The organism is Salirhabdus euzebyi (genome assembly GCF_014207435.1).
In the GTDB taxonomy this organism is placed as follows: Bacteria; Bacillota; Bacilli; order Bacillales; family Alkalibacillaceae; genus Salirhabdus; species Salirhabdus euzebyi.
In genome coordinates, this window is record NZ_JACHGH010000001.1 from 207,162 (window position 1) to 222,706 (window position 15,545).

The window sequence follows — 15,545 nt, forward strand, 5'->3', positions numbered from 1 at the left end:
GATTAATAGTTGAACAAATACATACTTATTAGTCTGTACAAATATGATTATTCTAGTTGATAAGGTGAGCCAGATAATAGTTATAAAAGCACCCTCGTATTCATAAAGTGTTGTAAAAGCTTGTGGGGGGACGAAATACGGTGGATAAAAGTGAGAAACTCTCTAATGATATTCAGCGGATTGAAGTACCTAATGGATATGTAGAAATTATTCCACCAAATAAAAAGAATAGAGATGAAAGAATAAAATTGTTTCACAAAGAAGTAGCTAATATTTTAGTAAGAGACAGATTAAAAAATGAATAAGAAAAATTGCAATCCCTTTTACGATTTGATGTAAAAGGGATTGTTTTCCGTCTGTTTCATAGAAAGTTGCTTCCATATCTACCCATATCAATAGTTATAATGATTGTTATCAGTTAACCTCTTTTTTTTGTTTTGTTATTTTTTTCTTAATATCGATACGTACGTTATATCCAAATTCATTGAATAGGTGTAATAACCTAGGACCATCAATTAATTCAATGTGAGTGTCTTTTATAAAGTTCCAGGAATCCTTTCCAAAATAACTAGTTGTAACTAAAATGCCTTTAATCGCTTTTTCGTGATTCATAATACCATTTAACTCCCGAACATGTGCAACTGGAACAACTTTGTTATATCGTTTTGCTTGTATGATAATTTTTCCACCTCTAATTGGATCAGGATCGAATCCTATCGCATCTACACCACCCTCTCTAGATGCTCTTGTTACTTTTACTTCGCCCCCAAATCTTTCAAAATATAATCTGAATAATCCCGAAACTAAGTGTTCAAAATCTTCCCAGGGCATTTGTGCTAAGTTAGGTATGGAATTTGCTTCAGTCAACATTTCTTTTGAATCTACAAAACGCTTATCTTCTTTATTGATAGACTGGATCGGTTTCACTGGGGCTATTTGGTGTAAAGGTCCTGCTGATAATCCTTTAAGTTTTTGGAAACAGTCCTTTGGTACGATTCTTTCTAAATTTAACTTCATAAACTCCTCTTTATCTACGTGTAAACTTAAAATACACGAAGTAAATTCATTACCTGTTGAGGTATCTATACCATTAATTAGTCCATTAAAGATAATAGTTTCTATATGATGTACGTAGTCAGCAGAGATACATTCATATATTGTTCGAAGGGTAATTTGATACAGAACATCATCGTAATATTGTTGAAAGTCCTTGTCCTTCATTATTTTTTCATCAACTTCTTTACGGGTCTGAACGTATTTGTATTCAATAACCCGAGGTATTCGTTCAGGATGGGGTAAGAAGTATTCAACAATTAAAGAACGAGAATTACCATCATATTGAAGATCAAAGTCTTTGGTAAAGGCACTTGGATAAGGTGAATTAGATAATACTTTTTTAATGTATTTTTCAATTGTTTCACTTTCGCCTTTATGTAATGAGCTTTTAAAGTTCTCTACTTTTTGATTTTTTTCCTTTTGCATATTGATAAATGAATTTTTCTCATATTGATATTCGGTAAATGCCTTGTAGTAAAGCTTTTTTGCCTCTCTTTCTTTGTCGATACGTTTTTTCTTCAAGGAAGAAAACAGGGTTTCTAAAAATAAATTCTCAGATGGAACCCCTATCTGGTCTATATATGTATCTAGTAATGGTTCACTTTTGGAAAAAGGAGAATAACTCATTAATTTATCCCAATCAATAATATGGTTATAAGAAAGTGATGATGTTAGTAATGAACGGTATTCCTCGACTAAAGATAAAGCTCTACGAGTATTTTCAAAAGCAGCATCTTTCATTTTTTGAATTTCTTCTTTTTTCTTCCACTGATGTTTTTGTATTTTTACCTTTTGTTCTAATTCAAGTTCACTTTTTGCTCTAATCACCTTTGATTCCTTTAAATATCGATTGGAAATTTGTTTCTCCAACATCCAAACACCTCCGATATCCTTCTAATACGAATCTTACCCATAAACAGGTTAAAAATTACATTTTATGACAAAAAAGAAAAGGTGATTTTTAGAGTGCTAGAGAATGTTTATATATAAAATGTCGAGAAAAGGAATTAATTGAACTGGAGGGGAAATATGAAGGATATTTTGAGTGTACAAGAAAGAGGCAGCATATTAAAACAGCTTTCTAATGATCAACGGGAGTTTCTTTTATATAAGGCTAAGAGGGGAAAGAAAACGGTTTTTGCAAATGTTATGGCAAAGGACAAAGGCTTATCATCGTTTAGTGAGCATCTGACAGATGAACAGTTAGAGGGTCTGCTAGAGGACTGGGTTTTAGAAGATGTAATTGACGGAGGCGATAATTGGAGAGTAAAAGAGTTATATTGTGAATGTGGAAAACAATTACGTTACCAATATATTATCCGACATGTGAAGACTAATGAAATAAGAAAGTTTGGAATTGTTCATTTCGAAGAGCATTCAGGTTTGCCTTCTGAAATAGTCAAAGAGGTAATTAAAGGATTCCAAAAGATTGATTATGAATTAGATGAACTTCTAGTTAAAATTTCAAGTGGATGGCATTTACCTTTTATTTTGCCTGAGGATTTACAAATACCTTCTGATATTGAGGAACACCTTAATCTACATTTACCTCTTCTAGACAGACAGATTCAGAGGTTAGGAAATCTGATAAGTGAGCACGAAGAGAAAATACATAGACAAAGAATTTCCACTAAACCTCCCAGTGTCACACCTCAGAAAGAGGCAAATAATCATAAATATGACTATCACATGGAGTTGGAGCTTTTTGAGCGTGAAGATAAACCCTCATGGGAAATATCTGAACTTTCTCATGTGCAAATGGATGCGATTTCAGATTATCTTCGAGAAGGAGTTACAAGTGCAAGGCTAATGTGTGAACTTCTAATTAAAGATAATAAAGCTCCAAATAAACGGTATTCAACTGCTAAGCCCAAAATTTACCCATATGTTTGTTTGTTTTTGAAATCCTTAGCGGATGTTGGAGACATTAGTGTTGAACAAAACAACATCACTGATCTTATCGTAAAAGGAAGAATGTAATTGAAGATATATTTAAATGAATTAAAAAGTTATAAATCATCCTTGCAAAATGGAACTATGACCTATCAGGAAGTAAGTAACATAGTATTTAGCTCAGGTACAAAACCATGGCAACGAAAAGAATGGAGAAATCAACGAAAAGATTTTATTAAGGAACAATGTGAACAATGCGGTAGCAAACAACAACCCTTAGTGTTGCAACATTTTTGGCATCCAAAGAGTTATAAAAAACATATTAGAGAAATTTATCCTATTTATTATCAAAAAGTTGATGGGGTATATAATGAAAATGAAATCTCAGATAAGGAAATTCAAGATGTACTAAAGTTGTTCACTGAAACACGAGATGCTTGTCCTAGTTGCCAAAAGATTAGCATTAATGAACGTAAAACAATGACACCAAAGTATCGTTGTGGAAGGTGCAAGATAGAATTTGATAAACCAATTAAACTGAAGTTTTCCACACAACATGGTGTTGCTCCTCATCCTGATGAATTAAGAAAAAAATTAGTTAGGGAAAAAACACAATTATTAGCTTGGGAAAAGTATGAGGTGGAGATTAAAACAGAAGCTGTTATACGTTCTATTGACGATAGCATTCGTTATTTAACCAATTGGGAAGAAGATACAAAAACATTCTGTAAAAGATGTGCTTTCTTATGGGATAAATATAGAAAAAAACCTTGCAAAGTATGTGGGGAGAAGTTGGTATCCACGCTAATGCACGCATGCTATAAATGTCAACAAGAAGGGCATCCTGGTGTTTTGATAGAGTAATTAAAAAATATTAAGGGGTGCTCTTTCTTGTTAGTTTTATTCTTTGTAGAAGTTGTGGTCATTGGGCTTGCAATTTATTATTTTGATTTTATCAATAGTTGGCTAACTTCTTCGAGTAGGGTAATTCAATGGATAGGATTATCTTTACTTCTAATTTTTTCGTTACACTTCTCCATACAATCGTCTCAAGTTATTGCAGGAGGGTTAGAGAAAACTTTTGAATTATCTAATGAATCATACTCTTCCATTTTTCTAATTTCAACAGTGATAATTTTATTATTGTTATTAATTGTTTCTAATAATCGTATTAATAAATAAGCTCTACCATTAATTGAGTTCATATCCTATGGGTTTTTAAAAAAGATAAGTTTACATGTTATTGTTATTCCAGTACAGGTATGTTCTTTGGGCAATTTTTCTTATGTTGGAGGGAAAACCATCATAATTACAAGGTTTTAGCAATTGTAATTTATAAATGCTAACATTCGTTAATAAGTTAGTGCAAAAGGAGGTTTTTAACATGGTAATTGATTTTAACGAACTGATTAAATCGTATGAATCCCGAACACTATCTGAAGAAGAAGCTAGTTTTTTGATTATGCGATTGGAGTCAATTTTAAATGATTTAAAAGAAGAATATCCACACTTATAAAAAGGAATTATATTTTTTTCCATGGGTTGATTGTTTTAGTCTTATCCTCTACTGCTGATGAGTTAATCATTGCTCATACGAATGAATCGGAATATCGTTCATTTATTGCCAACAAGAAAAACGAAGCACTACATTCCCGGATGATTGTCATGCCTGTTCCTTATAATTTGAAAGTAAGTGAAGAGGAACGGATTTATCAAAAGATGATTCGAGAAAGTAATATGAAGGATGTACACATAGCCCCTCACACATTAAAAATCACCGCCATTTTTACGATCCTCACGAGATTAAAAGAGTCAAAACGTCAAGACATTGATTTATTAAAAAAGCTACGTCTTTATGATGGAGATAATGTGGAAGGCTTCAGTGACGTAGACGTAGAAAAGTTTAAAAATGAATTTCCTGAAGAGGGTATGGATGGAATTGATCCACGCTTTATTATGAATCGAATATCAAGTGCCATTATTAAAAAAGATACAAAATCCATTAATGCATTAGATGTACTCCGGTCCCTAAAGGAAGGCCTCGACCATCACCCATCTATTTCTAAAGATGACCGGGAACGGTATCTCACCTTTATTTCTGTGGCCCGAAAAGAGTATGATGTGGTTGCGAAAAAAGAAGTTCAAAAAGCTTTTGTTTATTCCTATGAGGAGTCAGCTAAAACGTTAATGGATAATTACTTGGATAACGTAGAGGCATATTGTAATAAGTCGAAGTTAAAAGATCCACTTACTGGGGATGAAATGTCTCCAGATGAAAAACTTATGCGTTCCATTGAGGAGCAAATAGGTGTCTCTGAAAACGCGAAAAAGGCTTTCCGTGAAGAAATATTAATTCGTATCTCGGCTTATGCACGAAAAGGGAAAAGATTTGACTATCATTCCCATGAAAGATTAAGAGAAGCAATACAGAAGAAGTTATTTGCTGATTTGAAAGATATCGTGAAAATAACGACAAGCACGAAAACACCTGATGAGCAGCAATTGAAGAAAATGAATGAGGTCATCGCAACATTAATTGATGAATATGGGTATGATACGACCTCTGCGAATGAATTGTTAAGATATGTTGGGAGTTTGTTGAATAGGTAATATATTAAAAAGGTATTCGGTTAACGAATGCCTTTTTTCCTTTTTCTATTCCCTTTTAACCGCTCATTCAAAATCATATAAGATGGTAAAGGGACAAAAACCTTTCCAAAAAGTTTATTACATCATATACATAATAAAAAAAGGAAAGGGGGGTTAATCATGTACCCAATGAGACCTAGACAGCAACCTATGCCTCCAAGAATTCCACCTCATGTTAGGCCCCAACAGAAAACTCCTGGAGGGATATCTAGTTTATTAACTACATTTCGTACTCCAGAAGGCAATCTAGATATAGAAAAAATTCAAGTAACAGCGCAACAAGCAAAAAGTATTTATAGTCAAGTAAGCCCACTTGTTACAAAGTTTATAAAAAATAAACGAGCTCCCTACAAAAACCTGTTTTCTTAAAAGAAAACAGGTTTTTGATTTTAGTTTGAACACAACGAAGTAAAAGGGGAGGTGAAATCAGTGATAAATAAAAAACTACAGGTGACCCAATAGTTGTTATCAAAGAAGGAAAAATTGTTGAAAATGCATTGAAAAAAAGTCGCTTGGATATAGATTCACTAAATGCGATGTTAAGGCAAAAAAATGTATTCTCAATGACTGATGTTGATTATGCTATCTTTGAAACAAACGGTAAAATATCAGTGATGAAAAAGGAACCAAAACAATCAGTCACAAAAAATGATATGAACATTAGCAGTAAAAAGAAACTATTCCCAATTTCAACAGAAGTAATATCAGATGGTAAAGTTCTGAAGAAAAATTTATCAAAATTAAAATTGGATACAGATTGGTTGGAAAAACAACTTAAACAATCTGGAATAAATTCAGTATCCAATGTTTTTTACGCCGAAGTTCAACAAGATGGTACTCTATTTGTAGATAGTAAGCAAAACTTTTCTAAATAATATCTTTCAATCACATGATTTTGTTCTATCAAAACTGATGATATTGCATCATTTCAATACAAAAATGAACCCTAAGGGCCTATTACAGTACCTTAGGGTTTGTTTAGTTTTCGGATATTGCTTTTATTAGTTGGTTTTTTTGAAGCTTAGATAGATGAGCATGGTTTGGATAGTTTCTGAAGTGAACAAAATAGGTTTCCCCTTCTAGAGTGATATGGGAAATTAAAGTTGTATTTGCTATAAAAGAACGGTGTGTTCGGTAAAAACGACTGTCTAATTTTTGAAAGATATAATCTAATGAATCATTCGTTTCATATTGCTGGTCAAATGTGTGAATAATTGTTTTTCGGTCAGCTTTCTCTATAAATATAATGTTAAAAAAGTGAATGAAATAAGAAGTTCTGTCCATTTTAATGGTTAAGATTGGGTTGTTTACTAGTTGATTGGTATTAACTAACAAATTCTTTGCCCTTTCTAAGGCAACATATAATCGTTCTTTCTTGAGGGGTTTTAACATGTAATCAACAGCATTTAGATCAAAAGCCTTAACTGCATGCTCTTTGCTAGCTGAAGTAAAGATAAACTTCAACGTAGGATTTATTTCTAAACATGAACGGATTACATCAATCCCGTTTTGTTGTGACATATTAATGTCGGCAATGATTAAATCAGGTTTTATGTTGGCAGTTAACTCTAGTAATTTTTCCGCATGATTAACCACACCAACAAGTTCAAATCGATCAAGGGGTTCGATAAAGCTCATCAGTATTTCTTGAGCAGCAGTATTGTCTTCAGCTATTACTACTTTAATTTTCTGATTCAAACAAATTACCTCCAATTCTACGTAGATGACTAAAAGCATCAATTTCATGAGGCGAACTGTTTGATAAAAGAAAATGGTTTCAAGAAATGATGGGTTATACATACTCATTGTATCATTATGAAGACTTATATCTAATTGGCAAATATAAGGAGAGTCTATGTTTTTTATAGATAAGAAAATTTTTACATATTAAAAGTCGTTGATTTGTTTGCGGACATTTAGGTGGTTAGTGTTTTTCATGAGGAAAGTTGGCTAAGCAAGTAGGTTTATAAGTCTTGTATGTACCCTTTTTGCATTAATAGGATCATCAGTCGGGACCCCGTTAGTCCATTTTCGTCTTATCTTAAAATTTGTACTTCTTCGCTTCATTTCTTGCTTTAACATGTTTAAGAAATCTTCTTCTAAATTCAATGTTCGTGCAACCTCATAGGATTTGCTGAGTTGTTTAAAACTTAAGTGATGAATAAATAACAACCCCCTTAGAAAAATAAATTAAAAATATTATATGAGTATATTCACTATTTTACATAGTTTTAAACTTTTTCTAATAACTCTCCCTTTTAATAGAATCAAATTGTTAGGTATTTCAATTACTATATTGTCTAATTCGTATCCTAAAATCGACATATTAGGCTTTTTTATAATATTTGTTGGAAAATATTAGCGAAAAAAATCGGAAGTGCATGAGTTCATTTCCGATTTCTATGTTCTTTTTCTAAAAAAATAATAAAAGGTTCCTACTAAAAGGGTTAAAAGGAGGAGGATAGCTTTTTCTTCTACACTAGACTGTAGTACATGGTTTACAGAATATGCTTCGAGCAAAAGAGCAGGTATTTTGCCTAAGGAACTTGCCCAGAAAAACAGCCATGTTTTTATACTGCTAAGGGAAGCAGCAACATTTACTAATCCGGAAGGGACAAAGGGGACAAGTCTTAGTAAAAAAATCAACACGAAAGCATCAAAACCCCTTTTTGATTCTAGTCTTAGTAATAGCCGGTTTTTTATGGAGTACTTTGTCTTTAATAAATTTATCCCTTTTCTATATAGAATAAAGCTAATAAGGGCACCAATACTTTCACCGATAAGTGATAAAAGCATTCCTTCGGTAAAACCGAAAACGGTAATATTTGCAGCAGTAATAAAGAAACTTGGAATAATAGCAAATACACTAACAATAATATTTGCACAAATACTAACTAGATAAGCTAATGGTCCACTTTCCGTTAATAATCCTACGATGAAATCCATTTTATATGATGCTCCTACATGTAAGTTTTTGTAATTATAGCATTTTTTGAAAGTATGAAGCTTTAATTTCTTTAGCATTGTTAAGACTTTGTAAATTTTTCACGTCTAGCTTTGAAAAGAGTAAATGTATGATGTTATAATACCGATATTGAATTTCGATATTGAAAGTCTATATTAGTGAACGGAGATGAATCCTGTGGAAGATAAAGTATTGCGAAAGCTTTTTCTAGGGTTTATTCAAATCCATATTTTACATCATGCCAAGGACCATCCGATTTTTGGGGTATGGATGCTCGAGGAACTAAAGGAGCATGGTTATACGATTAGCTCTGGTACGTTGTATCCGATTTTACATTCAATGGAAGCAGATGGGCTTTTGGATAAAGAGGAAAAGAATGTAGACGGGAAAATAAGAAAGTACTACACAACGACGGAAAAAGGGAATTTAGTTCTACAAGAAGCAAGAAAAAAAGCGTATGAGCTTTTTAAAGAAATTAAAAATTGAGAGGTGATCTATTTGAGCCGAGACAACAAAGATAATAGCTTGAAAACTTTATGGGAGTTATTGCTCATATCGACTAGACTTGGATTCACATCATTTGGTGGTCCTGTCGCCCACTTAGGCTACTTTCACACTGAATATATTCGTAGAAGGAAATGGATGGATGAGAAGAGTTATGCAGATCTAGTTGCATTGTGTCAGTTTTTACCTGGTCCAGCAAGTAGCCAAGTAGGAATAGGCATTGGTGTCATGAGGGCTGGAGCAATTGGTGGCATTGTTTCCTTTATAGGATTTACACTGCCTTCTGTCATTGCACTTATAGCTTTTGCACTTATTCTTCAAGGATTTGATGTGGGTAACGCAGGGTGGATACATGGATTGAAAATAGTTGCCGTAGCTGTTGTTGCTCACGCCATAATAGGAATGGCACAAAAGCTCACTCCTGACTTGAAAAGAAAAACTCTTGCTTTATTTGCTTTAGTTGTCGCTTTGCTTTGGCAAACAGCTTATAGTCAAATTGGTATTATATTGATTGCTGCTATATTAGGGTATTTTCTTTATAAACATCAACAGGAAAGTGGCGAAGAGGCAACTGTTAATTTTCCTATTTCTCGGAAATTTGCTGTCATCTGTTTAACGTTATTTTTTGGTTTGTTAGTACTTTTACCTATTTTGAGAGAAATAACATCGGTTGATTGGATTGCTATGTTCGATAGCTTTTATCGTTCAGGTTCTTTAGTTTTTGGTGGGGGACATGTTGTTTTACCATTATTAGAAAGAGAATTCGTTCCTACAGGTTGGCTAAGTGAAGAGGCCTTTTTGGCGGGTTACGGTGCTGCACAGGCTGTTCCGGGTCCTTTATTCACCTTTGCTGCTTACTTAGGAGCTGTGATGAATGGTTGGCAAGGTGGTTTGTTAGCAACAGCAGCTATATTTTTACCTGCATTTTTATTAATATACGGAACGTTGCCCTTTTGGGACACGTTAAGACGAAATGCAAAAGTAAAAGGTGCATTAATGGGAGTAAATGCTGCGGTCGTTGGGATTTTAATTGCAGCCTTTTATCAACCAATCTGGACGAGTTCCATCTTAGCTCCAGTTGATTTCGCTTTTGCAGCTATCCTTTTTAGCATGCTCGTATATTGGAAGCTACCACCATGGATAATTGTGGTGACAGGTGCAATTGGAGGTACGTTAATAGCTCTCCTATAAATACAGTAAAGGCCGTCTCAATAGAGGCGGTCTTTTTTTACATTTTTTTCTGAAGTTCATCTTTGTCACTTTTGAATGGACAAAGGTTGGCTGGATAAGATAAGGACAAATCCTTTTTACTAATGAAATAAGGAGAGAAAACTTGTGATGAAAAAATATGCTGTATTAGTTTTGCTCTTATTTACTGTGATTTTGTCAGCCTGTGGCGGCGGAGCTGAAAAATTAGATGCAAAGGAAGTTTTAACGCAATCAGCTGAAGCGGTTGATACACTTGATAGTTATTCCATCAATATGGTGATGAACATGGATATGATGGACATGGAAAATACGATGGATATTAGTGGGGACATCACGCATAGTCCTGATACGATGTATTTAATGATGTCCATGGGGATGTTAGGGATGTCCATGGATTTTGAAACATATGTAAACCAGGATGAAGCATATATGAGTATGTTTGGTGAATGGTTCATCATGGATAAGGAAGAATTGGGAATTGAAAGCTTTGATCAATTAAATAAAGAGGAAGCAGAAAAATTAATCCCATTTAGTGATCAATTTGAAATGACGGAAGACGGGAATATGTATGTATTAAGTTTGTCAGGTGAGGGCGAGGAATATAGTGAATTAGTAGAGGAACTCGTTCAATCCTCAATGGGGGAGCTACCAACGGATCCAGCAATGGAACCTATGATTCAGTCCATAAATGTAAACAGCTTAGATCTAGAAGTTCGAATAGATAAAGATACCTTCATTCAAATGTCTCAACAAATAAGTGCTGACTTAGAGATAGTGGAGGAAGAAACAACAACTCCTATGCAGCTAGAGGCGCAGTTTGATATATCCAATGTGAATAGTGTAGAACCAATTGTTATACCAGATGAAGTGAAGGATACGGCTGTAGAAGACTTCATGGGTGATGCTGATTCCTTAGGTTTCCCTGAAGAAATGACAATAGAAGAAATACAAGAAATGGTCGACTACACCATTCCTCAGGTGAGAAATCTTCCAGAAGATTACTCCCTAATTGAAAGCTTATATGATGAAACAATGGACATGGTAATGTTGAGTTATGAAAAGGATTATGAAAATGGGTTTATGTTAAGTACTTATCGATCTGAGGATGAGTACGAACCTTTCGATGAAACGATGGAAGGGGAACCCGTTACCATTCAAGGAACGGAAGGATTACTTTATGATATGGAAGGGTTTTATGTTTTAACCTGGGAGCATAACGGATTGTTTTTAGAGTTAATGGGTGGAGGTCCTGAAATCACGAGGGATCAATTTGTTGAATTTGCTCAAAGTGTAGAATAAGAAGAACACAAAGGCCGGGAAAAGATCCTGGTCTTTTGTGTGGTTCGTTAAAGTTTTCTATTAGTTAAATACTAATATCTTATGATAAAATTATAAAGATTAATATACAATGTCCCATCACCACTTTTACCCCCAATTTCCTCAAAAAATTAAACACTTTAATCTTTTTTTATACTATAAAACATACGGGAGGGTCTTATGCTCCAGCATTTTAATACCGACTATTTTATACTGCTTTTTTCCTTATTATTGCTCCTGGGCGTAATTACAACCAAATTTTCTACAAGAATAGGTGTACCTGCTCTTGTGTTATTTATTGTGCTAGGTATGATCATGGGTAGTGATGTTTTAAATATCATATACTTTGATAATGCGAATCTTGCTCAATTGATAGGTGTACTAGCTTTAGTTATTATTTTATTTGAAGGTGGACTACAAACGAAATGGGGTTCTGTCAAAAAAGTAGCAGGACCATCACTTTCCCTAGCTACAATCGGAGTATTGATAACAGCTACGGTTGTTGCAGTTAGTGCTAAGTTCATCCTAGGTATTGGATGGTTCGAAGCGTTTTTAATTGGATCCATTGTAGGTTCAACCGACGCAGCAGCCGTATTCTCTGTATTATCCGGGCAAAATGTAAAGGAAAAACTTTCTTCTACATTAGAGGCCGAATCAGGTACGAATGATCCAATGGCTGTATTTTTAACATTATCTGTTATTCAGCTAATAACGATAGAATCTGTTAATGTTTTTATTTTGACTCTGTCGTTTTTCTGGCAAATGGGTGTTGGTTTATTGCTCGGGTATCTGTTTGGAATTATTGGCTCCAAATCAATAAACCATATAAATCTAGATTCAAGTGGTCTATACCCAGTACTTGCGATAGCCTTTGCTATTTTAACTTATAGTATTACGGCTATGGTAAATGCAAGTGGTTTATTAGCTGTATATGTTGCTGCTTTAGTTATTGGTAATAGGGACTTAACATACAGGCACTCTATTCTCAGGTTTAACGAAGGCTTTGCTTGGATGATGCAAATAGTGATGTTTATTATTTTAGGGTTACTCGTATTTCCTTCACAATTAATGAATTGGGATTTAATTTGGAAAGGATTACTTCTTTCTTTTATATTAATTTTCATTGCGCGCCCGATAGCGGTCTTTGCATCTATCCCTTATTTCAAATTTAATGTAAGAGAAATGACATTCATTTCTTGGGCAGGTTTGCGAGGAGCTGTCCCTATTGTTTTAGCTACATTTCCATTAATTATGGGAATTGACGATAGTCAACTTATCTTTAATATTGTTTTCTTCGTTGTTTTAACATCTGCACTTATTCAAGGCACTTCTATTCCTTGGATTGCACAATACCTTGGTTTAAACGGTGAAGCGAAGCCGAAAGCTCCTCATACGTTGGAGCTTGTTTCCATTGGTAAAGCTAATGTGGAAATTATAGAGGTTCAAGTTGGTGCTGGTCATAATTTTATAAACCAATCATTAAAGGATGTTTATTTACCGGAAAATGTAGTGATAAATGCGATTATCAGAGCTAATCAGCTTATACCTCCTAGAGGAGATACGAAGGTTTTAGAGAACGATATTATGTACATTTTAGCTGAAAAGGACAGTATAAAAGAAATAAAAAAGATGTTTCATTCGGATAATGAGACATAAAAAAACAGCTTACAATAGCTGTTTTTTTCTTTTATCTGTATTAATAAATGTAAAATCTTGTGTAGAAGGTTCTTTATAAGGAAAACCTATTTCTCTTTTCCTTCTTTTTCTATTATCCGTACCGTAATGAACTCCGATTTTCCGTTGTTGTTCCTCAATGATAGCCCTCACAATAGCCTGAATCGAATAGATGAGTAAAATATATAAAAATAGTGGAGGTAGGATAATCCAAAATTGTCCAGTTACAATTGATTCTCGCAAATAGACAAATAAGGAAGTCCACTCATTAGTAAAGGACCTTGGTGGAAAACTCTCCCGTAATGTTCCGCCTAAAAAGATTTGAAATACACTTAAATGGATAAAAATTTGTAACACTTGCATCATTTGTTGTCCAAATAAGAAAGCCATTTTAGGCAATAAATGTGGTGTGATATGTTTAAAGAAAATACTACTTCGGCTTGATCCGGTCACAATCGCTGCTTGGACATATTCACTATTTATTAATTGGTTCGACTCACTTCCAATCGTATTCAAAAGGACAGGAATGACAACCACAGTCAAAATGATTACTTCCACAACTAAGTTTTGGAAAATAAACGTCTGCCCAACTGTTCTTTCACTAAATCCAATAATGGGAAGTAGTAGAACGTAAGCTAACAAGCTTAATGGTAAAAATTGCATGCCATCAGCAATTTTATTGATAGCTTTTTTGGAACGTTCACCTAGCCAGAACATGTATGGAATCGTTAATACATAACCAAACAAAACCCGTAATAAGGCAATGAGTGCCGAAAGTAGAATTGTATATTTTGCACCGACAATTAACATATCTAAAATCGAATAGCCATAAGAGTCAGAACCTAGTGGTAGCATCTGGGATGGTGAAAAGGATGGCCCGTGTAATTTGCCATCTTCATCTTCTAATATTTTCATCCTTTTAATAGGTTCATCTTTAAATGTACTGTATAAAATACTAAATACGCTTAGGCCAAATATAAATAAAAATCCGAGTAAGAACTTTATGTTCTTACACAATGTTAAAAAGCTCCTAATCCATTTTTTCATGACTCCTAGGGTTTTCTTGAATATAGACGTAGGTGTACTTTTGGAAAATTGAAAGGAAAACAGTCTAATTTGTCTGAATGATTGTGCATTATCGACTATTCGGTCCTGGCTATCTAGTTTAAACAGATAATTTAATAGATGATATAGGATAAAAAAAGGTGTAAAAATTAAGATTAATGTAAAGGCAATAATAAATGGTCTCGTATCAAAAAATACAAATCGAATAATTCCATAAAAGTTATGTAAGTATTCCACTACTAACAAACTAGATAAAGTAGCCCACACAATCGGTTTTGACTGGATATACAACTTCGTTTTTATGTTGCGTAAACAGTGATGAAATAATATATATCCCTTTGAAAATCCTTTGCTTTTTGCTAATGGTACATATTCTTTGCTCCATTCCTCTTCTAAAAGCAATAATATTACTTTGTAGAATAGTACGGTTGGAAGAATGGATAAGGATAGGATCGGTGATAAGTACACTTTCTCGCTTCCCAACGTAACAAACTGGAAAAGCAAGTATCCCCACTGTTTATAAAACCATATGACAAGTAACTGTAGTAAAAAGATAAATAATATGTCGGGCAATGCCTCTAAGGAGTTTAATAGGCGGTGAATAAAACTTTTCCATTTAACCGGAAGTATGGATGTGAAAAAAGCAAGTGCTCCACCTACAAACAACGCAATAAGTAAGGAGGAGAATAATATTGTCATAGAGTATGTGTAATTATCGGCTACATAGGAAATAATTGGTGTATCCACAAGTTGATAGCCTATTAATTTTTGAAAATACCAATCACTTGGGTTAAGGAGGCTCTGAAAGACAGATAATATATTTTTAAAATAGTCACCTATATTAAAGTTCATTCCATTTTCAAAAAATACGATAACGCAGCTAACAAAGACAATGCCGATAATTCCTAATAAGTAGTGTGTTAATAATTTTAATGGTTTCATTGCTTCACTCTCCAAAACACGTGATATAGTGTTTACGCTTTTTTGTTTAAAATGGTTTCGGATTTTCCAATAAGTTAAAATGATCAAGTCAAATTGCTTGCTTAATTAAATGGGAATAATTATAATAATTGAGTTTGTGAAAATATTATGATAATTATTGACAAAAAGTGACTTTTTACCTATTCTTTTAGATGAGCAGACTTATAACATCAATTCATTTGAAGGTTAAAAGGGGCTCATGGGTATATAGTTGTTAGTTGTTCCGTACGTT

The 15,545-nt window shown here is 33.7% G+C and carries 15 protein-coding genes and 1 pseudogene; 11 read left to right on the forward strand and 5 right to left on the reverse strand.

What is annotated here, in order from left to right; genetic code table 11:
• Positions 1-140 precede the first annotated feature (140 nt).
• On the forward strand, positions 141-305 hold the full coding sequence (locus HNQ94_RS01060) for a hypothetical protein (protein WP_174496387.1): 165 nt from the start codon (positions 141-143) through the stop codon (positions 303-305).
• A gap of 109 nt (positions 306-414) precedes the next feature.
• Here the strand turns inward: HNQ94_RS01060 and HNQ94_RS01065 are convergent, their stop codons facing one another.
• Entirely contained in the window at positions 415-1,929 is a 1,515-nt protein-coding gene (locus HNQ94_RS01065; RefSeq protein ID WP_174496388.1) for a restriction endonuclease, read from the reverse strand.
• 156 nt (positions 1,930-2,085) lie between these two features.
• Here HNQ94_RS01065 and HNQ94_RS01070 point away from each other — a divergent pair, with 156 nt between their 5' ends.
• From HNQ94_RS01070 to HNQ94_RS01090, 6 genes and pseudogenes are all read left to right on the forward strand, one after another.
• A complete protein-coding gene (locus HNQ94_RS01070; protein ID WP_174496389.1) occupies positions 2,086-3,036 on the forward strand; it encodes a DUF3895 domain-containing protein in 951 nt (316 codons plus the stop codon).
• Positions 3,037-3,813 carry a hypothetical protein gene (locus HNQ94_RS01075; protein ID WP_174496390.1) on the forward strand — a complete coding sequence of 259 codons (777 nt, stop codon included), beginning with the start codon at positions 3,037-3,039 and terminating at the stop codon, positions 3,811-3,813.
• 520 nt (positions 3,814-4,333) lie between these two features.
• Positions 4,334-4,465, forward strand: a complete 132-nt coding sequence (locus HNQ94_RS19510) for a hypothetical protein (protein ID WP_260400877.1) — start codon at positions 4,334-4,336, stop codon at positions 4,463-4,465.
• 50 nt (positions 4,466-4,515) lie between these two features.
• A pseudogene (gene prkA / locus HNQ94_RS01080) lies at positions 4,516-5,559 on the forward strand (ATP-dependent protease PrkA); the annotation flags it as partial.
• A gap of 159 nt (positions 5,560-5,718) precedes the next feature.
• Positions 5,719-5,967 carry a YppG family protein gene (locus tag HNQ94_RS01085; RefSeq protein ID WP_174496391.1) on the forward strand — a complete coding sequence of 83 codons (249 nt, stop codon included), beginning with the start codon at positions 5,719-5,721 and terminating at the stop codon, positions 5,965-5,967.
• Between the two features lie 128 nt (positions 5,968-6,095).
• Complete coding sequence (locus HNQ94_RS01090; RefSeq protein WP_246200004.1) at positions 6,096-6,473, forward strand: DUF421 domain-containing protein; 378 nt, start codon at positions 6,096-6,098, stop codon at positions 6,471-6,473.
• Between the two features lie 103 nt (positions 6,474-6,576).
• Here HNQ94_RS01090 and HNQ94_RS01095 read toward each other — a convergent pair whose 3' ends face one another.
• The 3 genes from HNQ94_RS01095 to HNQ94_RS01105 form a co-directional block, all read right to left on the reverse strand.
• The gene (locus HNQ94_RS01095) at positions 6,577-7,296 is read right to left on the reverse strand and encodes a LytR/AlgR family response regulator transcription factor (RefSeq protein ID WP_174496392.1); all 720 of its coding nucleotides are present in this window, start codon (positions 7,294-7,296) and stop codon (positions 6,577-6,579) included.
• A gap of 252 nt (positions 7,297-7,548) precedes the next feature.
• Positions 7,549-7,770, reverse strand: a complete 222-nt coding sequence (gene sda / locus HNQ94_RS01100) for a sporulation histidine kinase inhibitor Sda (protein ID WP_174496393.1) — start codon at positions 7,768-7,770, stop codon at positions 7,549-7,551.
• Between the two features lie 228 nt (positions 7,771-7,998).
• A complete protein-coding gene (locus HNQ94_RS01105; RefSeq protein ID WP_174496394.1) occupies positions 7,999-8,544 on the reverse strand; it encodes a TVP38/TMEM64 family protein in 546 nt (181 codons plus the stop codon).
• Between the two features lie 196 nt (positions 8,545-8,740).
• On the opposite strand from HNQ94_RS01105, the gene HNQ94_RS01110 reads away from it, so the two are divergent.
• The 4 genes from HNQ94_RS01110 to HNQ94_RS01125 all read left to right on the forward strand — a co-directional run bounded on the left by HNQ94_RS01110 (position 8,741) and on the right by HNQ94_RS01125 (position 13,249).
• Complete coding sequence (locus tag HNQ94_RS01110) at positions 8,741-9,049, forward strand: PadR family transcriptional regulator (protein WP_174496395.1); 309 nt, start codon at positions 8,741-8,743, stop codon at positions 9,047-9,049.
• A 12-nt stretch (positions 9,050-9,061) separates the two neighbouring features.
• Positions 9,062-10,258, forward strand: coding sequence for a chromate transporter (locus tag HNQ94_RS01115; RefSeq protein WP_174496396.1), 1,197 nt, complete (start codon positions 9,062-9,064; stop codon positions 10,256-10,258).
• A gap of 147 nt (positions 10,259-10,405) precedes the next feature.
• Entirely contained in the window at positions 10,406-11,575 is a 1,170-nt protein-coding gene (locus HNQ94_RS01120; RefSeq protein ID WP_246200007.1) for a DUF6612 family protein, read from the forward strand.
• A 198-nt stretch (positions 11,576-11,773) separates the two neighbouring features.
• Positions 11,774-13,249 carry a potassium/proton antiporter gene (locus tag HNQ94_RS01125; RefSeq protein ID WP_174496398.1) on the forward strand — a complete coding sequence of 492 codons (1,476 nt, stop codon included), beginning with the start codon at positions 11,774-11,776 and terminating at the stop codon, positions 13,247-13,249.
• A 9-nt stretch (positions 13,250-13,258) separates the two neighbouring features.
• Here HNQ94_RS01125 and HNQ94_RS01130 read toward each other — a convergent pair whose 3' ends face one another.
• Positions 13,259-15,274, reverse strand: a complete 2,016-nt coding sequence (locus tag HNQ94_RS01130; RefSeq protein ID WP_174496399.1) for an ABC transporter permease subunit — start codon at positions 15,272-15,274, stop codon at positions 13,259-13,261.
• Between the last annotated feature and the right edge of the window lie 271 nt (positions 15,275-15,545).

Bases quoted from the DNA above. Each gene is read 5' to 3' on its own strand.
- HNQ94_RS19510 (WP_260400877.1), top strand. From the start codon at position 4,334: ATGGTAATTGATTTTAACGAACTGATTAAATCGTATGAATCCCGAACA.
- HNQ94_RS01120 (WP_246200007.1), top strand. From the start codon at position 10,406: ATGAAAAAATATGCTGTATTAGTTTTGCTCTTATTTACTGTGATTTTG.
- HNQ94_RS01065 (WP_174496388.1), bottom strand. From the start codon at position 1,929: ATGTTGGAGAAACAAATTTCCAATCGATATTTAAAGGAATCAAAGGTG.
- HNQ94_RS01085 (WP_174496391.1), top strand. From the start codon at position 5,719: ATGTACCCAATGAGACCTAGACAGCAACCTATGCCTCCAAGAATTCCA.
- HNQ94_RS01105 (WP_174496394.1), bottom strand. From the start codon at position 8,544: ATGGATTTCATCGTAGGATTATTAACGGAAAGTGGACCATTAGCTTAT.
- HNQ94_RS01070 (WP_174496389.1), top strand. From the start codon at position 2,086: ATGAAGGATATTTTGAGTGTACAAGAAAGAGGCAGCATATTAAAACAG.
- HNQ94_RS01130 (WP_174496399.1), bottom strand. From the start codon at position 15,274: ATGAAACCATTAAAATTATTAACACACTACTTATTAGGAATTATCGGC.
- HNQ94_RS01125 (WP_174496398.1), top strand. From the start codon at position 11,774: ATGCTCCAGCATTTTAATACCGACTATTTTATACTGCTTTTTTCCTTA.